At 64.3% G+C, this 20,772-nt stretch carries 17 protein-coding genes and 1 tRNA gene; 11 read left to right on the top strand and 7 right to left on the bottom strand.

Going from position 1 to position 20,772, the window contains the following annotated elements; translation table 11 throughout:
* Positions 1-8: 8 nt before the first annotated feature.
* Positions 9-1,466: a GMP reductase gene (guaB1, locus tag ACVZTU_RS08090; RefSeq protein ID WP_139907896.1), complete on the bottom strand. Its 1,458-nt coding sequence runs from the start codon at positions 1,464-1,466 to the stop codon at positions 9-11.
* A 102-nt stretch (positions 1,467-1,568) separates the two neighbouring features.
* On the opposite strand from guaB1, the gene ACVZTU_RS08085 reads away from it, so the two are divergent.
* The 3 genes from ACVZTU_RS08085 to ACVZTU_RS08075 all read left to right on the top strand — a co-directional run bounded on the left by ACVZTU_RS08085 (position 1,569) and on the right by ACVZTU_RS08075 (position 6,151).
* Positions 1,569-5,291 (top strand): multifunctional oxoglutarate decarboxylase/oxoglutarate dehydrogenase thiamine pyrophosphate-binding subunit/dihydrolipoyllysine-residue succinyltransferase subunit, encoded by a 3,723-nt coding sequence (locus ACVZTU_RS08085; protein ID WP_139466964.1) that lies wholly within the window; start codon positions 1,569-1,571, stop codon positions 5,289-5,291.
* Positions 5,288-5,902, top strand: a complete 615-nt coding sequence (locus tag ACVZTU_RS08080) for a GDSL-type esterase/lipase family protein (RefSeq protein ID WP_139466963.1) — start codon at positions 5,288-5,290, stop codon at positions 5,900-5,902. The genes ACVZTU_RS08085 and ACVZTU_RS08080 overlap by 4 nt, the downstream gene beginning before the upstream one ends.
* Positions 5,903-6,076: 174 nt before the next feature.
* Positions 6,077-6,151 carry a 50S ribosomal protein bL37 gene (locus ACVZTU_RS08075; RefSeq protein ID WP_098731028.1) on the top strand — a complete coding sequence of 25 codons (75 nt, stop codon included), beginning with the start codon at positions 6,077-6,079 and terminating at the stop codon, positions 6,149-6,151.
* Between the two features lie 97 nt (positions 6,152-6,248).
* Here the strand turns inward: ACVZTU_RS08075 and rsrA are convergent, their stop codons facing one another.
* Positions 6,249-6,506 carry a mycothiol system anti-sigma-R factor gene (gene rsrA, locus ACVZTU_RS08070; protein WP_039210641.1) on the bottom strand — a complete coding sequence of 86 codons (258 nt, stop codon included), beginning with the start codon at positions 6,504-6,506 and terminating at the stop codon, positions 6,249-6,251.
* Positions 6,503-7,159, bottom strand: coding sequence for a sigma-70 family RNA polymerase sigma factor (locus tag ACVZTU_RS08065; RefSeq protein WP_373284066.1), 657 nt, complete (start codon positions 7,157-7,159; stop codon positions 6,503-6,505). The genes rsrA and ACVZTU_RS08065 overlap by 4 nt, the downstream gene beginning before the upstream one ends.
* A 145-nt stretch (positions 7,160-7,304) precedes the next feature.
* On the opposite strand from ACVZTU_RS08065, the gene ACVZTU_RS08060 reads away from it, so the two are divergent.
* The 5 genes from ACVZTU_RS08060 to ACVZTU_RS08040 are packed head-to-tail and all read left to right on the top strand — an operon-like array spanning position 7,305 to position 12,309.
* On the top strand, positions 7,305-7,802 hold the full coding sequence (locus ACVZTU_RS08060) for a DoxX family protein (protein ID WP_139907894.1): 498 nt from the start codon (positions 7,305-7,307) through the stop codon (positions 7,800-7,802).
* On the top strand, positions 7,795-9,138 hold the full coding sequence (gene aroA / locus ACVZTU_RS08055) for a 3-phosphoshikimate 1-carboxyvinyltransferase (RefSeq protein WP_219922131.1): 1,344 nt from the start codon (positions 7,795-7,797) through the stop codon (positions 9,136-9,138). The genes ACVZTU_RS08060 and aroA overlap by 8 nt, the downstream gene beginning before the upstream one ends.
* A 1-nt stretch (position 9,139) precedes the next feature.
* A complete protein-coding gene (gene rsgA / locus ACVZTU_RS08050; RefSeq protein ID WP_139466960.1) occupies positions 9,140-10,243 on the top strand; it encodes a ribosome small subunit-dependent GTPase A in 1,104 nt (367 codons plus the stop codon).
* Between the two features lie 9 nt (positions 10,244-10,252).
* Positions 10,253-11,044, top strand: a complete 792-nt coding sequence (gene hisN, locus ACVZTU_RS08045; RefSeq protein ID WP_482401693.1) for a histidinol-phosphatase — start codon at positions 10,253-10,255, stop codon at positions 11,042-11,044.
* Positions 11,044-12,309, top strand: coding sequence for an aminotransferase class I/II-fold pyridoxal phosphate-dependent enzyme (locus tag ACVZTU_RS08040; protein WP_434595049.1), 1,266 nt, complete (start codon positions 11,044-11,046; stop codon positions 12,307-12,309). The genes hisN and ACVZTU_RS08040 overlap by 1 nt, the downstream gene beginning before the upstream one ends.
* A 218-nt stretch (positions 12,310-12,527) precedes the next feature.
* Here the strand turns inward: ACVZTU_RS08040 and ACVZTU_RS08035 are convergent, their stop codons facing one another.
* Positions 12,528-13,076: a YceI family protein gene (locus ACVZTU_RS08035; protein ID WP_139466957.1), complete on the bottom strand. Its 549-nt coding sequence runs from the start codon at positions 13,074-13,076 to the stop codon at positions 12,528-12,530.
* Between the two features lie 161 nt (positions 13,077-13,237).
* Between ACVZTU_RS08035 and ACVZTU_RS08030 the strand changes: the two genes are divergently transcribed.
* Positions 13,238-13,311 (top strand) — tRNA-Met (locus ACVZTU_RS08030).
* Between the two features lie 508 nt (positions 13,312-13,819).
* Here ACVZTU_RS08030 and ACVZTU_RS08025 read toward each other — a convergent pair.
* Positions 13,820-16,840: a UPF0182 family membrane protein gene (locus ACVZTU_RS08025; RefSeq protein WP_434595047.1), complete on the bottom strand. Its 3,021-nt coding sequence runs from the start codon at positions 16,838-16,840 to the stop codon at positions 13,820-13,822.
* On the bottom strand, positions 16,840-17,979 hold the full coding sequence (locus tag ACVZTU_RS08020; protein ID WP_139466955.1) for a YlbL family protein: 1,140 nt from the start codon (positions 17,977-17,979) through the stop codon (positions 16,840-16,842). Before ACVZTU_RS08020 ends, ACVZTU_RS08025 begins: the two co-directional genes overlap by 1 nt.
* A 171-nt stretch (positions 17,980-18,150) precedes the next feature.
* Here ACVZTU_RS08020 and ACVZTU_RS08015 point away from each other — a divergent pair, with 171 nt between their 5' ends.
* The gene (locus ACVZTU_RS08015; protein WP_482401692.1) at positions 18,151-19,587 is read left to right on the top strand and encodes a zinc-dependent metalloprotease; all 1,437 of its coding nucleotides are present in this window, start codon (positions 18,151-18,153) and stop codon (positions 19,585-19,587) included.
* On the top strand, positions 19,588-20,142 hold the full coding sequence (locus ACVZTU_RS08010) for an NUDIX hydrolase (protein WP_139907689.1): 555 nt from the start codon (positions 19,588-19,590) through the stop codon (positions 20,140-20,142).
* Here the strand turns inward: ACVZTU_RS08010 and ACVZTU_RS08005 are convergent.
* Positions 20,126-20,677, bottom strand: coding sequence for a M48 metallopeptidase family protein (locus tag ACVZTU_RS08005; protein WP_139466952.1), 552 nt, complete (start codon positions 20,675-20,677; stop codon positions 20,126-20,128). The genes ACVZTU_RS08010 and ACVZTU_RS08005 overlap by 17 nt on opposite strands.
* Between the last annotated feature and the right edge of the window lie 95 nt (positions 20,678-20,772).

The following is a 20,772-nucleotide window of genomic DNA, read 5'->3' as shown; positions in this document are numbered from 1 at the left end:
AGGAGATCTTACCAACTTCCCGACAGCGGTCGGCCCTCTTCGTAGCCGGCGGCGCTCTGAACACCGACCGCGGCCATACGCGCGAATTCTCCGAGATCACCGGCCCCGGCATAGGTGCAGGAGCTGCGGACGCCCGAAGTGATGCCGTCGAGCAGGTCCTCGACCCCAGGAGATTCAGGGTCGATGTACATAGTTGACGAAGAGATGCCCTCTTCGAACAGTCCCTTCCGAGCGCGCGCAAAGGCCGATTCCGCTCTGGTCCGGTTGGCCACGGCCCGAGCCGAAGCCATGCCGAAGCTCTCCTTGTACTTCCGACCCTCTCCGTCGACGAGCAGGTCGCCGGGCGATTCGTGGGTCCCGGCGAACCAGGATCCGACCATCACCTGAGAGGCCCCGGCCGCCAGGGCCAGAGCGACATCGCGGGGGTAGCGGACTCCGCCGTCGGCCCACACGTGGGCACCCAGCTCGCGAGCCGCCTCGGCGCATTCGAGCACTGCGGAGAACTGGGGACGACCGACCGCGGTCATCATCCTGGTCGTGCACATGGCTCCCGGGCCGACTCCGACCTTGACGATGTCGGCGCCGGCAGCGACGAGGTCGCGGACCCCTTCGGCCGTGACGACGTTTCCGGCCACGATCGGCACCCCGAGCTCGGCATCCGCGATCGCCGACAGTGTGTCGAGCATCTTCACCTGGTGGCCATGGGCGGTGTCGACGACGAGGACGTCCGCGCCGGCTTCGACCAACGCAGCGGCACGTTCGACCGCGGCACCGTTGACGCCGATGGCCACGGCGATCTTCAGCCGTCCTCGATCGTCGACATTGGGCGTGTAGATGGACGAGCGCAGCAGCGACTTCGGAGTCAGGCTGCCGAGCACCGTGTTCTCATCGTCGACGACAGCGGCGAACTCGGCTCGCGACTCCGTCATCGACTCGAAGAGGGACTCCAGCTGTGCAGCGTCCTCCCAGTCTACCTCGGAAGCGCGGATGACATGCGGTGAGGAGTCCAACAGCTCCGCCACCGAGGTGAAGCGATCGACTCCGCGCAGATCTGCAGCATTGATGATGCCTTCGAGCCTTCCCCCGTCGTCGACGACGACGCCGAAGCCGTGCGAACGCTTGGCCAGCACGTGCAGAGCGTTGAGCACTGTGTCATCAGGCGAGAAGCGCAGCGCGGATTCGAAGATCCGGTCGCGGCTCTTGACCCAGGCGATGGTCTCCTGCGCGGCGGTCAGCGGAATGTCCTGGGGCAGCACCGCCAGTCCCCCGCGACGTGCCATCGTCTCCGCCATCCGTCGACCGGACACAGCAGTCATATTCGCTGCGACGAGCGGCGTCGTCGACCCGGTCGGATCGGTCGCCGTGAGGTCGACTTCGAAGCGCGAAGTCAGTGCCGACGAGTTCGGCACGAGGAAGACATCGGAGTAGGTGAGATCGGTGTTCGGGTCATTTGAGATGAAACGCATAACACTATTGTCCCTTAACTGCACATTCGATGGCACATCACGTTAGGCTTGGAGATGTCGTTAAGCAGCAAGTCTTGAATCAGGAAGTAGGCGATCAACGCCGTGTCCGTCAATACTCCGAACCGCACCGTTGAAGACTTCGGGTCGAATGAGTGGCTGGTCGAGGAATTGTATGAGCAGTACAAGTCAGATAAGAATTCGGTCGACCAGTCCTGGTGGCCCTTCTTCGACAAGTACGAGAAGAACGGCGGAGGCGCTCAGTCCGCTGCCGAGCCCGCCGCCAAGCAGGAGGCGAAGCCGGCCGCGAACAAGTCGGATGCCAAGGCCCCTGCTTCAGCTGCAGCCCCGGCGACCTCCCGTGAGACCTCTCGCGGCGTCTCCCCGTCTTCGGCTGAGTCCGAGACGCTGAAGGCAGAGACCAAGTCCGTGCCGAAGGTCACCGCGAAGGAAGCCGCACCGAAGCCCGCACCGGAGGAGACGATTACTCCCCTGCGCGGCCCCGCGAAGCTCATCGCCAAGAACATGGATGAGTCGCTCGAAGTCCCGACCGCCACCTCGGTCCGGGCCCTGCCTGCCAAGGCGCTCATCGACAACCGGATCGTCATCAACTCGCACCTCAAGCGCACCCGAGGCGGGAAGGTCTCCTTCACCCACCTCATCGGATTCGCCGTGATCCGCGCCCTGCAGAACTTCCCCTCGCAGAACGTCTCCTACGACGTCCGCGACGGCAAGCCCGTGATGGTCTCCCCCGCCCACATCAACTTCGGCCTCGCCATCGACGTGCCGAAGAAGGACGGATCACGCACCCTGCTGGTGCCCAACGTCAAGAAGGCCGAGACGCTGACCTTCCGCCAGTTCGTCGACGCCTACGACGGCCTCGTCGACAAGGCACGGCAGGGCAAGCTCACCGCCGACGACTTCGCCGGCACCACGGTCTCGCTGACGAACCCCGGCGGAATCGGCACGGTCCACTCCGTTCCGCGTCTGACCAAGGGCCAAGGCTGCATCATCGGTGTCGGCGCGCTCGACTACCCCGCCGAGTTCCAGGGTGCCAGCCAGCAGACCATCAACTCTCTGGCCGTGTCCAAGGTGCTGACCCTGACCTCGACCTACGATCACCGCGTGATCCAGGGAGCCGGTTCGGGCGAGTTCCTCAAGCTCGTCCACAGCTACCTGCTCGGCGAAGACGGCTTCTACGACGATGTCTTCGAATCCCTGCGCCTGCCCTACGAGCCGGTGCGCTGGGTTCCCGACGTCTCGGCCGAAGACCAGGACGACGTCAACAAGACCGCACGCGTCATCGAACTCATCGATGCCTACCGCACGCGCGGTCACCTCATGGCCAATATCGATCCTCTCGTCTATCGTCAGCGGTCCCACCCGGATCTCGACATCAATCAGCACGGTCTGACCCTGTGGGATCTCGAACGCGAGTTCCCCACCGGCGGGTTCGGATCGAAGCCGATGATGCCCTTCCGCAACATCCTCGGACTGTTGCGTGAGAGCTACTGCCGGACCACCGGCTTCGAATACATGCACATCGCCGACCCGGTCCAGCGCCGTTGGTTCCAGTCGAAGATCGAGGTCCCGCATCAGGAACTCACCCGTTCGGAGCAGGGACACATCCTCGGTCGTCTCAACGCCGCCGAGGCCTTCGAGACCTTCCTCCAGACGAAGTACATCGGACAGAAGCGCTTCAGCCTCGAAGGCGGAGAATCTGCGATCGTCCTGCTCGACGAGATCCTCAACCAGTCCGCCGACACCGGCCTCGACGAGGTCGCCATCGGCATGGCCCACCGTGGTCGCCTCAACGTGCTGACGAACATCGCCGGCAAGTCCTATGCGCAGATCTTCCGTGAGTTCGACGGAACCATGTCCCCGGACAGCGTCCAGGGCTCCGGCGATGTGAAGTACCACCTGGGCACCAAGGGTTCGTTCACCTCGCCGGCAGGCAACACCACCGGCGTCTACGTCGCGGCCAACCCCAGCCACCTCGAGACCGTCGATCCGGTCCTCGAGGGCATCGTGCGCGCCAAGCAGGATCTCGTCGACCAGGGCGAGTCCGGCTTCACCGTACTGCCGGTCCTCGTCCACGGCGATGCCGCATTCGCCGGACAGGGTGTGGTCACCGAGACGCTCAACCTCTCCGAGCTGCGCGGCTACCGCACCGGCGGAACGGTCCACGTCATCATCAACAACCAGGTCGGGTTCACCACTCCCCCCGCCTCGGCGCGGTCCTCGTTCTACTGCACGGACGTCGCCAAGTCGATCAACGCCCCGATCTTCCACGTCAACGGCGATGACCCCGAAGCCGTCGTCCGGGCGGCCCGCCTGGCCTTCGAATACCGCCAGGAATTCAACCGGGACGTCGTCATCGACCTCGTGTGCTACCGCCGCCGCGGCCACAACGAGGGCGACGATCCGTCGATGACCCAGCCGACGATGTACTCCCTCATCGAGAAGAAGGGCTCGGTGCGCAAGCTCTACACCGAATCCCTCGTCGGCAGGAAGTGCATCACCGACGAAGAGGCCGCCGAGGCGCTCAAGGACTACCAGTCCAAGCTGGAATCGGCTTTCGCCGAGACCAAGGAAGCCGAGACCGGCTCCTACGACGGAGAAGCGTTCAACGCTCCCTACGAGCCCAGCGACATCGAGACCTTCAACGATGCCGAGACGGCCATCAGTCCCGAGACGCTGCAGCGCATCGGCGAGGCCTTCACCGAGATCCCCGAGGGCTTCACGGTTCACAAGAAGCTGCGGGCGCTGCTCGAGAAGCGCAAGGAGATGTCGCTGTCGGGCGGAATCGACTGGGGCTTCGCCGAGCTGCTGGCCTTCGGTTCGCTGCTCATGGACGGCGTGCCGGTGCGGCTGGCAGGTCAGGACTCCCGTCGCGGGACCTTCGTCCAGCGCCACTCGGTGCTCATCGACTCGGTCAACGGCAACGAATGGACGCCGCTGCAGAACCTCACCGAGGAGCAGGCTCGATTCTGGGTCTACGACTCCCTGCTCAGCGAGTACGCCGCTGTCGGCTTCGAATACGGCTACTCCGTCGAACGCAAGGACGCCCTCGTGGCGTGGGAGGCTCAGTTCGGTGACTTCGCACAGGGTGCGCAGACCGTCATCGACGAGTTCATCTCCTCCTCCGAGCAGAAGTGGCAGCAGAACTCCGGTGTCGTCATGCTCCTGCCCCACGGCTATGAGGGACAGGGACCCGACCATTCCTCGGGTCGCATCGAGCGTTACCTCCAGCTGTGCGCGGAGAACAATATGACGGTGGCCTACCCGTCCTCGGGCGCCTCGTACTTCCACCTGCTGCGTCGCCACGCCTCGACGACGAACAAGCGTCCGCTCATCGTCTTCACCCCGAAGTCGATGCTGCGCCTCAAGGCTGCCGCGAACTCGCCGGAGGACTTCACCTCGGGCAGGTTCCAGGCCGTCATCGACGATACGGACGTCGATGCCTCGCAGGTCGAGCGCGTCGTCCTCGTCTCCGGCAAGCTCTACTGGGAGCTCAAAGCCAAGCGGGAGAAGGACAACGACACGAAGATGGCGCTCGTCCGCCTCGAGCAGCTCTACCCGCTCGACGAGGCGGCCATCACCGCTGTGCTCGACCGCTTCCCGGCCGATGCCGAGATCGTCTGGGCCCAGGAAGAGCCGGAGAACCAGGGTGCATGGCCGTTCATGGCACTGCACCTGCCCGAGCTCCTCGGCGGCCGTGAGGTCAAGGTCATCTCCCGTGCCGCTTCTGCCGCCACCTCGACCGGGCTCAAGCACTTCCACGAAGCTCAGCAGAAGGAACTCGTCGACCGGATCTTCAGCCGGTGAGCAGCGACGTCACCACAACCATCGCCGTGGTCGGAGGCCCTTTGGTCGCCGGCCACGGCGATGGCCGTGGCCTCGGGTGGGTCGGTCGGGTGACGGCGAGGACTCTGCCGAGTCTGCCTGAACTCAAGGTGTATCCCCTGGCCGTGCCGGCCGAGGATTCCGCTGGTCTTCACGGTCGGACCATCGCCGAGGCGTCCCTGCGGTTCACTCGGGAAGGGGACAATCGTCTGGTGCTGGCTCTGGGGTCCGGGGATCTCGATTCGGGGCGTTCGGTGGCCAGGGCCCGGCTCGATGTGGCCAACATCCTCGACGAGGCGTTGGCTCGGAAGGTCTCGACGTTCGTGCTGGGCCCTCCGCCTGAACACGACGGTGACCGCAACCGTCGCATCGCCGAGCTCAATGCCAGCTTCTCCGATGTGGCCAAGCGGCGCGGCATCACCTATGTCGACACCTTCACGCCCCTCCTCGGCCATCCCGTGTGGCAGCGCGAGGTCGCATCGTCGCGGGACCATCTGCCGGCGCAGGAAGGATACGGTCTGTTGGCCTGGCTGGTTCTCCATCGCGGCTGGTTCAACTGGCTGGGAGTCCAGGACGTCCTCGGCGACAGCTGAGCCGTCGATGAGGTGCCCGACCGAAGATCTCTGCGGGTGCCCGGCCGACGAAGAGCTCAGCCGTGACAGTCGCATCATCTTGTCAGACGAATTCGGCAAGGCGGGTGACCTGGTCCGACTTTGCTCTGCTCGGGTGATCATGAGACAATTGAGCGTCTATCAAAGGAGGGCACAATGAGCAAGCGTGGCCGTAAGCGTCGCGATCGCCGCCGTAAGAAAGCAAACCACGGCAAGCGTCCAAACGCATGATTCGCTGATACGTTCGGTGAATGACGAAGGCGGGAAGAGATTCGAATCTCTTCCCGCCTTCGTTGTGTCCGTGGACTCCCCTGTGCCTGGGCGCCGGTCAGGAGTTCTGTTCGAGCGCGATCCGCTGCCGGATCTTCTCTCGCAGTCCCATCGGGGCACGGTCGTGGCTGCACGAACGACGCACGAGCTCTTTGAGCAGCGCTTCGATCTCGTACTCGTCATGACACGACGGGCACTGTTCGAGGTGGATCGAGATCTCGCGGATCTCCGTCGTCGTCAGTTCTCCGTCCAGGTAGTGGTAGATGCGCATCAGTGACTCGGTCCTGACGCTTTCGCAGCATCCTTCGTCGCTCATTTCGCACCTCCCTCTGGACTCACGAAACCGCGCTCGGCGGCATAGTCGGCCAGCATCTCTCGCAGCTGTCGGCGACCGCGGTGCAGTCGGGACATCACAGTGCCGATCGGCGTCTCCATGATCTCGGCGATCTCCTTGTACGGCAGTCCTTCGACATCGGCATAGTAGACGACCATGCGGAAGTCTTCGGGCAGTGCCGAGAGTGCTTCCTTGACGTCGGAGTCGGGAAGGTGGTCGAGGGCTTCGAGTTCGGCGGAACGACCGCCGGAGGACGAGTGGCTGTTCGCCTGTGCGATCTGCCAGTCCTCGATGTCTTCGCTGCCGTGTTCCTGCGGCTGACGCTGCTTCTTGCGGTAGTTGTTGATGAAGGTGTTCGTCAGGATCCGGTACAGCCAGGCTTTGAGGTTGGTTCCGGGCTTGTACTGGTGGAAGGCGGCATACGCCTTCGCGTAGGCTTCCTGGACGAGGTCTTCGGCGTCGGCCGGATTCCGGGTCATACGCAGAGCAGCTGCGTAGAGCTGATTGACATATTCCAGAGCATCCCGTTCGAAACGCGCCGACCTCTCGGCGTCGGTTTCGGGGGCTTCTTTGACTGATTCGGTCATCGCAGTCAATGGTACGCCCGTTCTCTCCAGGACGGCAGTGGCGCTCATAGACTTCTCCTTCTGCCTGTCGACTTCCCGACGGGTGCACCCGTCGAATGGCTTCACCCCGTACAACATCGGACCGACGCCCCACTATTCCCACCTCAGCAGTTATGCTTGCCAGTGAGATGACCGCCACGTAGGAAGGACCACTGTGTCTCCCATTCGTCTTATCGCACGGCCCATGCTGGCCGCCGGCTACATCCTCAACGGCGTCGAACGACTGCGCAAGCCGGAGGCAGCGGCCGCATCGGTCGGCCCGCTCCTCAACCAGGCTCGCAAGCAGGTCGACGTCCCCGTCGACGCAGTGACTCTCGCCCGAGCCACCGGTGTTGCACAGGTCGCTGCCGGTTCGATGCTCGCCATCGGACGCTTCCCCCGCCTCAGCGCATCGATCCTCGTCGGCACCTACCTGCTCGACACCGTCGGTGAGCGTCTGTCTGCTGACAAGACGACGTCGAAGGAGGAGAAGAAGGCTCGCAACGAACGCACTCTTCTGCGGACCTCGATGCTCGGCGGTGCCCTGCTCGCCGCCGTCGACACTGCTGGACGCCCCGGCCTGTGGTGGCGGACCCAGCACGCGGCCGAAGACCTGTGGTCGAGCGTGGAAGACACCTCGAAGCAGGCTCTGAGCGCACTCGGAGTTGACTGACATCTCCACGCACACTCCCCCGGCGACCGGCGACTGGCAGCCGCCGGTCGCCGGTTCCGCCGTCTCTGCCACTGTGACCGTTCCCGGTTCCAAGTCTCTGACGAACCGCTATCTCATCCTTGCGGCTCTCGCCCGTTCCGGATCCGATCTCAGGGGATGGCTTCGCAGCCGCGACACCCTGCTCATGGTCGACGCCCTGCGTCGTCTCGGCGCCGTGATCGACGAAGACGGCGATGAGCTCCACATCGAGCCGATCCCCTTCCCGGACGGACACGTACCCACAGACGCAGCTGCACAGGACTCCGCACCGATCACCATCGACTGCGGTCTCGCCGGAACCGTGATGCGCTTCATCCCCCCACTTGCCGCGCTCACCGGTCGTGAGGTCGTCCTCGACGGCGACGAACAGGCCCGCGTGCGGCCGATGTCGGTGACGATCGAGTCGCTGCGGGAGCTCGGTGCGTCGATCACCTCCGCAGCGAGCACATTGCCGATGACGATCCACGCCGACTCTCAGCTGCGCGGAGGCCACCTCGGCATCGATGCCAGCGCCTCCAGCCAATTCGTCTCTGGTCTGCTCCTCGCCGCTCCCGTCATGCCTTTGGGACTCGAACTCACCAACACTGCGGACTCGGTGCCCAGCCGAACGCATGTGGATATGACGATCGAAGTCCTCCGCGACGCGGGCGTCGACATCAGCGAGCCCGAACCCGAGCGCTGGATCGTCGAACCAGGACTTCCGCGCGGTCTCGACGTGCAGGTCGAACCCGACCTGTCCAATGCCGCAGCCTTCGCAGCGGCGGCCGTGGCCACCGCCGGATCCGTGACCATCGCCGACTGGCCCGTGCACACCACGCAGGCAGGTGACGGCTTCCGCGAGATCGCCGAGGCGTTCGGAGCCACGGTGCGCCTCGATAGGGAAGGACTGCACGTGCAGGGCCCGGACCGGCTCACCGCTGTCGATCTCGACCTGTCGGCCGTCGGCGAGCTCACCCCAGTGGTCTCGGCTCTCGCAGCTATGGCAGAAGGAACGTCGCAGCTGCGCGGAATCGGGCATCTGCGTGGGCACGAGACCGACCGTCTGGCGGCTCTGACCAGAGAGTACGGTGCCATCGGCGTCGATGTCGTCGAGCACGCCGAGGCACTGACGATCACCGGCACCACACACCTGCGCCCGGCGCTGTGGCATACCTACCACGACCACCGCATGGTCATGGCCGGTGCCGTCCTCGCCCTGCGCAATGACGGAATGGTCATCGAGAACGCCGGCACCGTGGCCAAGACTCTGCCTGCCTTCACCCAGCTGTGGGAAGCCATGCTCACCCCCGGAGCCTGATATGGCGAAGATCTTTCGCGATGAGGACTACCGCCCCCGGCCGAACCGACGCGGTTCACGACCGCGGACGAAGAACCGCCCTGACCACAAAGACGCTGTATCGGGCCTGGTCACCGCGGTCGATCGGGGCCGGTACCGGGTCATCCTCGCTGACGACGACGGGAACTTCCCGTCGAGTCCCCCGATTCGGAAGAAGGGGAAGCGGTCACGGGGGGCCACCTCGGTGACGGCGGTGCGCGCCTCGCACCTGCGCAAGCAGGCGATCGTTCCCGGAGACGTCGTCCGCCTCGTCGGCGACACCTCGGGGGCCGAGGGGACCCTGGCCAGGCTCGTGGAGATCACCGAACGGCAGACCCTGCTGCGCCGCAGCGCCGATGACACCGACCCGACCGAGCGCGTCCTCGTCGCCAACGTCGACGTCATGGGCATCGTCACGGCCACCGTGGACCCGGATCCCTCTTTCGGTCTCATCGATCGCGCACTCGTCGCGGCCTTCGATGCCGGGATCACTCCCCTGCTCATCGTGACGAAGACCGATCTGCGCCCGGCGACGGAGCTGAAGGAACGCTTCTCCGCGTCCGGGATCGACATCGTCGAATCCTCCATCGATCCCGACGCCGAGCCGACCGATACGACAATCGCCGCGAACGATGCGGCCCGCGACGAGACAGAACCTCACGCCGAGGTGGCCGAGCGTCTCCGTGGACGCATCAGCGTCCTCGTCGGCCATTCCGGGGTGGGCAAATCCACGCTGACCAACGTTCTCGTTCCCGCCGCCGAGCGCGCGACGGGCCATGTCAACGACGTGACCGGACGCGGACGTCACACCTCGTCCTCGGCCGTGTGCCTGCCGTTGGAACGCGGCGGATGGCTCATCGACACCCCGGGAGTGCGTAGCTTCGGCCTGGCCCATGTGGACCGGGAGACCCTGCTCTCCGCCTTCCCCGAACTCGTCGAGGCCACGGCCGATTGCCCCCGCGGATGCACTCACCTCGCGGACTCTCCCGGCTGCCGACTCGATGAATGGGTGGCCGACGGCAAGGCCGGACCGGGAGGAGTCTCACGGCTGGAGTCCCTGCGCCGGCTGCTGCCCTCGACTGGATAGGCTGGAGGCATGAACGACCTCGACTTGGCGATCGAACTCGCCGATCTCGCCGATGCCATCAGCCACCCGCACTTCCGGGCACAGGGCTTCGCCGTCGAAACCAAACCCGATCTCACCCCGGTCACCGAATGCGACCGTGCGGTGGAGAAGGCGATCATGGATCGCCTCACAGAGGTTCGACCCGATGACAGCGTGCTCGGTGAGGAATTCGGTGCACACGGGCAGTCATCGCGACGGTGGATCATCGATCCCATCGACGGAACGAAGAACTTCGTGCGCGGGGTGCCGGTGTGGGCGACGCTGATCTCCCTCTACGACGGTGACCAGCCGCTGCTGGGAGTCGTCTCCGCTCCCGCGCTCGGTCGCCGATGGTGGGCAGTAACGGGCCAGGGCGCCTACGCGACCGAGCTCGGGTCCCCGGCCGAACGCATCGCTGTGTCATCCGTCGATTCTCTCGCCGATGCGTCCCTGTCGTATTCGTCGCTGTCGGGCTGGAAGGAACTCGGCATCCTCGATGAGTTCCTCGATCTCTGCGATTCGCTGTGGCGCACTCGCGGATACGGCGACTTCTACTCCTATATGCTGCTCGCCGAGGGTGCTGTCGACCTCGCCTGCGAGCCCGAGCTCGCGCTCTACGATATGGGAGCGCTCGTACCCATCGTCCTCGAAGCCGGAGGCACCTTCACGAACACGGCCGGACTTCCGGGGCCCTTCGGCGGCAATGCCCTGGCCAGCAATTCTCGCCTCCATGAAGCCGCACTCGACCGACTCGGTCGGGTCGCTCCCGCGGAGGTCTCCTGATGCCGGACATCATGGGAGCCCCGCTGTGGCATGAGATGGCCGAGGCCGCAGGGCTCACGAATCCGGACGGGTCGATCGGTGAGACGATCTACGGGCAGATGACGAAGTTCGCCGCCGAGGTCGGAGCCGTCAACCTCGGACAGGGCGCTCCGGGCACGGAGCCTCCGGACGAGCTCATCGCCGCAACGGAAGAGGCGATGCGGGCCGGTTTCAATCAGTACGCCCCCGGTCAGGGATACCCGCAGCTGCTCGAAGCTGTGGGCGCTCAACGCGGACGCGATTTCGGACAGCACGTCGATCCGGACGAGGTGCTCTACACTGCGGGCGCCACGGAGGGCCTGACCGCCGCGATCCTCGCACTGCTGCCGCCGGGCGGCTCTCTCGTCGCCTTCGAACCGTTCTACGACTCCTATCCGGCGGCGATCGCCGCCGCCGGCGGAACACTGCACACGGTGCCGATCCTGCCCGATGGCCGTGGTGACTTCGCCCCGGACTGGGAGACTTTCGACCGAGTGATCGCCGAGGTCGATCCGGCGATCATCCTCGTCAACACTCCGCACAATCCCACCGGGTTCATCTTCTCTGCCGCTGATCTCGCCCGCATCGGACGAGCCGCCGAGGCGGTCGACGCCTGGGTACTCTCCGATGAAGTCTACGAGCAGCTCGTCCTCACTGATCTGGGGCATGTGCCTCCCGCAGTTGCCATCGAGGATTCTGCACGCGTCGTCACGGTCTCCTCGGCGGGCAAATCATGGAACACGACAGGATGGAAGATCGGCTGGGTCATCGCCTCTCCCGAGGTTCGCCAGGCCATTCAGACCGTCAAGCAGTTCCTGTCGTTCACGGCCGGCGGTCCGATGCAGATCGGAATGGCCGATATGCTGGACGGCGATTCGCAGTTCGTCGCCGAGAACCGAGCTTCGCTGCGGGCACGCGCCGATGTCCTCGTGCCCGCCTGTCGCTCGGTGCCGGGCGCTGAAGTGTCCACTCCGCGCGCCGGCTATTTCACAGTGGTTGACTTCTCTGCGCTGACGGATCGCGATGCCTTCGAGCTCAATGAGCTGCTGGCCAGAGAATTCTCCTTGGTCGGAATTCCCGTACCCGCTCTGTGCAGGCAGGGCAGCCCGGCGTATGAGGCCTATAGGTCCTCGATCCGATATTCGTTCTGTAAGTCCGTTGCCGATGTCGACAAGGGCGCACAGCTATTCAACGCACTCGGAGGGCACCTGCGGGAGCACCCGGACGCGCTGCGTCGGAGGAACTGAGTATCGCTGGCTTTCGTGGCCGAGGCACAATGAGTTCCTGATACGCGGGACGGCACGGGCATCGCCGCGCCGAGGGACAGGAGTCGCGGCGCCCAAAGACGCCAGAAGGGGCGAACCGCATAGACGGTTCGCCCCTTCTGTCTCGGGCAGCGACGCTGCCCGCTGAGTCTGGCTCCGTGTCGGCGCACGCGCCGATCAGCAGCCCAGCTCAGGGCATATCAGGCTTTGACGAGCTCCAGTTCGAGTTCGATCTTGATCTTGTCGGAGACGAGAAGCTCTCCTCCGCCGAGGACGGCTTCGAAGGACATTCCGAAGTCCTTGCGGTTGACCGTGGCGGTGGCCGAGAGGCCGGCGACCTGGTTGCCGTTCGGATCGGTGGCAACTCCTGCGAATTCGGTGGCGAAGGCGACTTCCTTGGTCACGCCGCGCATCGTCAGTTCGCCGACGGTCTCGAACTCATCGGCTCCGTCGGCCTTGATCGCGGTCGACTTGAAGCTCAGCTTCGGGTGTTCCTCCGCGAGGAAGAAGTCACCGCTCTTGAGGTGACCGTCGCGCTGTTCGTTGCGGGTGTTGATCGAGTTCGCTGAGGCCTCGGCGGACACGGCGCTGTCTTCGAGGGTCTCACCGACGTTCACGCTGCCGGCGATCTCTTCGAAGTGGCCGCGGACCTTCGAGACGCCCGCGTGGCGAGCGGTGAAGGTGAACTCCGAGTGGATGGGGTCGATGTTCCAGGTTCCGGCGGTGAGTCCCTGAGGCAGAGCAGTCATGATTTCTCCTTTTGGTTGAAATTTGAAGTACAAGAATGACTATAGTTCAACTTTCAACCAGCTGCAACCGCTGCAGATGAACGGCAAGTGACCATGTGGCGGAGGTCACCTGTATTCGGTTTGGCCGCCAGGTGACCCCTCGTGTAAAGTTAAGAACACGCCGCGGGGTGGAGCAGTTCGGTAGCTCGCCGGGCTCATAACCCGGAGGTCGGGGGTTCAAATCCCTCCCCCGCCACGATAGCGGCAGAACCCCCAGTCAGTTCTCTGACTGGGGGTTCTTCTCATTCACACCCCTTGCCGACCGACTTTGCAGAGCCGATTCCCTGCCGACCGCTCGACTCAGCGTCGACCGCTCGCCGCATAACTCGATACAGTGACGGCAACTCGAGCGCTCGGCACGTCGAAGGCCATCAAGCACCCAGGCAGATGTCGATCTGCAGAGCGCACGGCCTGTTTCACCGCACCGCCTTCATCTCGCATCAAGCCGATGCCGAATCTCGGACTGACGCAGCGCCTCAGACAGGTGCGTTGCCCTCAGCTGACGCAGCACCTCAGACAGATACCGCGCACCTAGGCTGACGCAGCGCTGCGAGTGCGTCCAGAGAAGCGAGCGACGCCGGTCTCACCTCCGGCGAATCCATTGCGAACGACGAACGCCCCTGGGATGTCCCAGGGGCGTTCGTCGCGGAAAGTCCGAACTCGGTCGGCACGGCCTCTCAGCGCCGTACCGGTTCGCCTCTGACTCAGTTGCCCGAGTCGCCGCCTTCGTCAGCCGGCTCCGAGGCAGGAGCGGAGGATTCCTTGCCCGCCGCGTCCTCTGCCAGCGACGGGTCAGCCGCGACGGCATCCTCAAGCGCCTTCTTCAGGCGGTCCTGGGCCTTTCCGTACTCCGCGAAATCGCCGTCCTTCAGCGCGGCATCGGAGTCCTCCATGGCCTTCTTCGCCTCTTGGAGAGCGTCGTTGAGAGCCTTGTCCGGCGAGCCGGACTTCGAATCCGCGTCCTCTCCGCCGGAGGTCGATCCCGACTCGCCATCTCCGCTGTCCTCGGTTCCGGCGTCACCGGCCGAGGCTCCGGAATCTCCGCCGAACACCTGGTCGAGCGCCTCGTCGAGGGTCGGAGCGAACCCGATGTCCTCACCGAACGCCACGAGCACGTGCTGCAGCAGCGGATAGGAGGTCTCACCGGCAGACCGGACATAGACCGGCTGGACGTAGAGCAGACCCCCGCCGATCGGCAGAGTCAGCAGATTGCCGTTCTCGACTTCGGACTCACCCTGACGCAGCAGGTTCAGACTGCGCTGCACATCGGGCGCGGTGTTGAAGTTGTTCTGAGCCTGACCAGGTCCGGGCACAGTGGTGTTGCGCGGAAGCTGCAACAGGCGCAGCTTGCCGTAGCCCTCGGCTGTCTCGCCCTTCTTGTTGCCGGCATCGGCATCGGCGGAGAGGAACCCGGTGAGGTTGTTTCGCGACTGCCCCTCGGACGATCGAGCCGGGATATACGAGCTCGTCAGCGAGAACGACGGCGACTGCTGGCCCGGCATCTGCAGGGTCATGTAGAACGGCGGCTGCGTCAGCCCGCTGCTCGCCTTCGTCGTCGGATCGGTCGGCAGAGTCCAGAAGTCCTGACCGGAGTAGAACTCACTGGCGGAGGTGACATGGTACTTCGTGAGCAGGTCGCGCTGGACCTTGAACATGTCTTCCGGGTACCGGACGTGGCTCATCAGATCACCGGACATCTCCGAGGACGACTTGATGATTCCGGGGAACACCTTCATCCAGGTCTTGAGAACCGGATCGTCCTTGTCCCACTGGTACATGTCGACGGAACCGTCGTAGGCATCAACGGTGATCTTCACCGAGTTCCTGATGTAGTTGACTTCATCGTCCGGCAGAGTCGCCACCGAGTTCGGAGCCGACGCCGTGGTCGAATCCTCAGTGGCCTGCTGGAGCGGCTGAGGTGTCGAATACGGGTAGTCCTCGGCGGTGGTGTAGCCGTCGAGGATCCACTTGATCTTCCCGTCCACGACTGCCGGGTACGGATCGCCGTCGACCTTGAGGAAGGGAGCGAGCTTCTCCACACGCTCACGCGGGTGACGATCGTAGAGGATCTGGGACTCCTCGTTGAGCGCGTCCGAGAGAAGGATCTGCTCGTCCTGGAACTTCAGGGCGTAGGCGAGACGATTGAACACATTGCCCACCGACGGTCCGCCGTCACCGGAGAACGTGCTGTTGACCTGACCGGAGCCGCTCTTCTCATCGGAGGGGTAGTCGAGCTCACGCGGAGTCGCACCCTTCGGGGCGCCGACGATCGAATAGTCCGGAGATGACTCTCCGAAGTACACACGCGGCTCGTATTCGGGGAACTCGCCCTTCGGCGGAATATCCGACTCCATGAACAGCGGTTCGCCGTCCGGGTTGCGCTGGTTGCCGTTGGCTGCGACCACACCGAATCCGTGAGTGTAGACGATCGCCCGGTTGAACCAGCTCTGGTTGTTCACCGAGCTCGGGGCGAGTTCGCGCACCGAGATGACAGTGTCGCGCATGTCCCCGTCGATGTTGTAGCGGTCGACGTCGAGCTTCTGCGGGAACGAATAATACGGTCGCACCTGCTGCAGCTGCCGGAAGGTGTCCGAGACGAGGTTCGGATCCAGCAGACGGATCGACGCCGCGGTCTCTGCGTCCTTGCGCAGGTCACCCTTCTTGCCGGTGGTGCTGGGCGAGTAGGGAGTCACCTCGATGTCATCGAAGTCGAACGCATCGCGTGTGGCATCGATGTTGTGCTGGATGTAATCGGATTCCTTGCTCTGCTGCGACGGATTGACCTGGAACTGCTGGAGCAGGGCCGGGTACGCGATGATCGAAACTCCGCCGAGCACGATGAGGGTGAGCGTGGCGATGATCGAGATCCGCCAATTGCCCTTCCACGCGGTGTAGACGAACAGCAGTGCGACCAGGACGGCGGCGATGGCGACGATCGCCATGGCCGGCAGGGCGGCATGATCGTCGACGTAGGTGACGCCGGGGACGATCCCGCCGGCAGCGGTCATCCGGTCGTAGCGGGAGAGCCACAGCCGACCGGCCTGAACGATGACGAGAACCGCCACGGTGATGCCCAGCTGCCACTGGGCGGCCTTCGTCAGGATGACGCCCTTCTGCTCCCCCGGACGGATTCCGCCGAAGAGGTAATGGGCGACGAGGGCGGCGATGAGCGCCAAGAGCAGCGCCATGCCCAGCTGATTGCCGATGAGGCGCAGACCGGGCAGGACGAAGACGAAGAACGATTTGTCGAGACCGAACTGAGGGTCCTTCGAGCCGAAGGACGTCGAGTTGATCCATTCGAGGATCGTGTTCCAGTGCGCCGAGGCGGTGATGCCGGCGAGGACACCCATGACCGCGGGAATCGCGATCGTCGCGACCCGCCGCAGAGGCTCGATGGCCTCACGATAGCGGTCGAGGTTCTCCTGTCGCGGGGTCGTCGGCGCGTAGACCGGACGATGGCGGTAGGCCAGATGAAGGCTCAGCCAGACCGGGACGGCCATGAGGATGAAGCCGCCGAGGAATGTCAGCCCGCGGGTGAGCCACATGGTTCGGAAGACGTTCGCCGCGTCGATCTGGCGGAACCACAGCACCTCGGTGTAGACCTGGGTGAAGGCGATGAAGGCGATCAGCAGGATCGCCACAGACACGAGGGTGAGCAGCAGCGGCGAACGTCTTGGCCGATTCGCCGGCATGCGTGCGGAGGTGGGTGAGGACGAGGTGCTCACTACTGCCCTTTCTCATTGTTGTCGGCACCATCGGCGGGACATTTCGGCAGGTCCGAAGTGTTGCCGGCGGCGTACTGCTCCACGGTGGTCTGCGCGTCATCGAGCGTGTCGATGCGCGCCACCGTGATCTTGGATTGGTCCGCGGCGGCCATGACCTCCGCGCAGTTGTCGGCGGGAGAGAGGAACAGCGTCGCTCCCTTCTCGGTGGCGGCGGCCACCTTCTGGCGAGCACCGCCGATCGGGCCGACCGTTCCGTCAGGGGTGATCTCTCCCGTGCCAGCCACATGCTTGCCGCCTGTCATCGCACCGGGAGTGAGTTCATCGATGATGGCCAGCGCGAACATCGTCCCGGCTGAGGGACCGCCGACGCCGTCGACGTTGAACTTCACGTCGACGGGGAACTCGAAGTCCTGCTTCATCGTGATGCCGATCGCCTTGCGGTCGTCGACCTTCGCGGGAGTCAGGGAGATCGTCTTCGATTTCCCGTCGCGTTCGATGCCGAGCTCGACGGAGTCCGTCCCCTGCACTGTCCTGCTCATGATCTGCGCGGCCTGGGGATCGGAATCGAGCTTCTTGCCGTTGACCGACATGAGTCGGTCTCCCTTGCGCAGCTTGCCCTGAGCCGGAGCATCGGCGACGACGTCATCGACCGACAGATGCACGGAGTACGACTTGTCCATCTGGCCCATGGCGGCGGCGATGGCGACATCCTGGCTCGAGGACATCTCGACCGCATTCGATTCGGTCACGTCCTCGCGAGTGGTGTCCAGCGGGTAGTACGCCTCCGTGGGGACGACGGTCTGTTCGCCGTTGATGAGTGCGCCGAGTGCCTGAGAGGCAAAGATGTCGCGACCGGGTCCGCCGCTGACGGCGACGGTGAGCATGTCGATGCGGCCTGCAGTCGGATAGGTCTTGGCTCCGGAGACGCTGATCATGGGGTCGCCCTGGTAGTCGCCGAGGGTGTTGAAAACCGGTCCCGGCAGCTGAAGCATGTACGGAACCGGCAGAAGCACGGCCAGCGCGATGAAGACGTAGGTGAGGACGCCCGAGGTCGTGGCCAGACGTGGAGTCCGTCGTCGTTTGGTGCCGCGTGTCGGTGCCGGTGACGCCGGCACGGCCCGAGGGGCGTTCTCTGTCATGTAATCCTTTCGCTGCACCGCCCCACCAGTCTAGTTGAAACCTCAGCGTCCGTTTCACAGACTCCTTTCGCCCGGTGCGAACATCCTGCGAAACCTCCCGGAATTGGGAAGCTTCGCACATTCGGAACCGTTAACGTTGATGTCAAACCGATTCTTGGGGGCTGTAGAACAATGACCGATGACAACAACAACGAACAGAATCCGTTCGAGCAGATCTTCGGAATGCTCTTCGGCGCCAATGGTCCCGGATCCGGTCAGGGAGATGACAAGAACAGTTCGGGCATGCCGCAGGGCTTCCCGATCGATCCGGCGATGATGTCCACGATCATGAATCAGATGCAGGGGCTCTTCGGGCAGGGTGCCGATTCGCAGGCCCAGGCAGTGTCGATCGCTCAGAAGGCGGTTCCGACTCCCGACCCCTCTGTATCCGAGGACGCTGAGCGGGCGACGACCGATGCGTTCCGTCTGGCCGAGCTCTGGCTCGCCGAGGCCACCGACTTCTCCGTCGCCAACCGCTCCGCCCGTCCGCTGCGCCGAGCCGACTGGGTCAAGGAGACGATGCCCGGTTGGCAGAAGTTCGTGCTGCCCATCAAGGAGAACATGTCCTCGGCCCTGACGGACACGCTCGAGTCCCAGGTCCCGGCCGAGATGAAGGGCATCCTCGCAGGCGCATCGTCGATGTTCGGATCGATGAGCGATTCGATGTTCGCCATGCAGATCGGACAGGCCGTCGGCGCGCTGTCCGAAAGCGTCCTCACCGGCACCGAGGTGGGACTCCCGCTGCTGCCCCACGACACTGCCGTGGTCATCGAGAAGAACGTCGAGACGTTCGCTTCCGAGATCGACGTCGACGTCTCCGAGGTCCGCATCTACCTCGCGGCTCAGGAGCTCGCCCACCTCGCTCTGTTCGAGCGCGCCCCGTGGCTGAGCGCCCAGGTCGAGACCGCTCTGACTCGTTATGCGCAGGGACTGAAGGTCGACACCTCGCAGATCGAGGACATGGCGTCGAACATCGATCCGTCGAACATCTCCGACCTCAGCGACAATATTCGCCAGGGACTGTTCAACCCGCCGACGACAGACGATCAGAGGAAGGCGCTGACGTCTTTGGAGAACCTCCTCGCCGTCATCGCCGGGTGGGTCGACGTTGTCGTCTATGAGGCGTGCAAGCATCTGCCAGGTCGCGATCAGATCCGCGAAGCGCTGCGCCGTCGGCGGGCAACCGCGGGACCGGCGGAGAAGACCTTCTCAACCCTTGTGGGTCTCGAGTTCAACCCCCGTCGCCTCCGCGATGCCGCCGCGCTCTTCGCGTATCTCGAGACGCAGGGCGGCGCCGAAGCCCGCGATCGCGTGTTCTCCCATCCGGATCTGCTGCCGACCACGCAGGATCTGGACGACCCGCTGGGCTATTCCGAGCGACGTCAGGCCGAATGGACCAACGAATCGAGCATCGATGAGGCCCTGTCCCGCATTCTCGCCGAGGGACTTGAGGGAGCCGGCGGCAGCGATGCGAAAACAGAGTCCGAAGAGACGGATCGCAACGACTCTGCGCCGACCGATGACAGCAGCTCCGACGACGACAGCTCCGACGATCGCGACGATCGCTGAATGATCGATCTCGATACCGCCCGGCAGGAAGTCGAGCGCGGACCGCGGAACTCATTCTCCGCGTCCTTCGCGGAGCTATTCGACCGGCAGGGTGCCGATGCCCTGCACCGCTCCGGCGGTGAGCACCATCTCACAGCCAGCTGTCTGGTCATCGATCCGGTCACCGAGGCGGTTCTGCTCAACCACCACCGGAAGGCCGGGCTGTGGGGTCAGTTCGGAGGACACCTCGAATCTGTCGACACCTCGCTGCATGATGCCGCTCGCAGAGAGGCCGAAGAGGAAAGCGGTCTGCGCCCGCTCGCACGAGTCACTGCCGATCCCATCGACGTGCATGTGCATGACCTCTCGGCCGCGTTCGGGACCTGCACCCGACACTTCGACGTCGTCTTCGCAGCCCAGGCTTCGACTGACGATTCGCCGAATGTGTCGGAGGAGTCCTTCGACGTCGCCTGGTTCACTCTGGACCGACTGCCCGCTGACCTCATGCCCGACCTGCCGGACCGGCTGCCGGGCCTCTTCCGCTCCGCTGTGTCAGCGCTCAGCTCCCACGCCTGAAACGCTCCCCATCGCTGAATCCTTCGAGATAGATCTTTGCGTCGGTCTGCCGCGGATGGCGATCGGCCAATGCATGGAATTCCTTCGAGTGGGGACCGATCTGGAGATGGACGAGTTCATGGACGACGACCGTCTCCAGCACCCAGCGCGGCACGGCCTGCAGGCGATGGGAGACGCGGATGTCACCCGTCGACGTCGTCGTTGACGCCCATCTGCTGACATTCTGATTCGTCACCCAGCGGATCGACGTCGGTCGCAGCCTGCCGCCGAAGAAACGACGGCTCATCTCCTCAGCCAGCTCGGCGAGGTCGGCATCCGACGAGTGATCACGGGCGGAGAGGCGATTGAACAGATCCGTCAGCGAACGGATGTTGCGCTCCACGCTGTAGCGCTCAGGAGTGCGCAGCACGTAGGTCTCGACCTCCTTCGAGACGGCGACGGTCTTCTTCCGCCGTACCGATCGACGCACTTCGATCTCACCCCGGGCGATCGCCCGCAGCACCTCTTCTTCACTCCACCGCTGTGCTCTGCTCACCGGACCATCATAGGAAACCGCACTGACACGGTGACAGTGCCACCGGCACCGTGGCGGCGTCTCTGCAGCGGTTCTGAAGACGAACAGCCTTCGGA

Source organism: Brevibacterium sp. OS20, from assembly GCF_056837565.1.
This window is presented reverse-complemented; position numbering and strand designations above follow the sequence as displayed.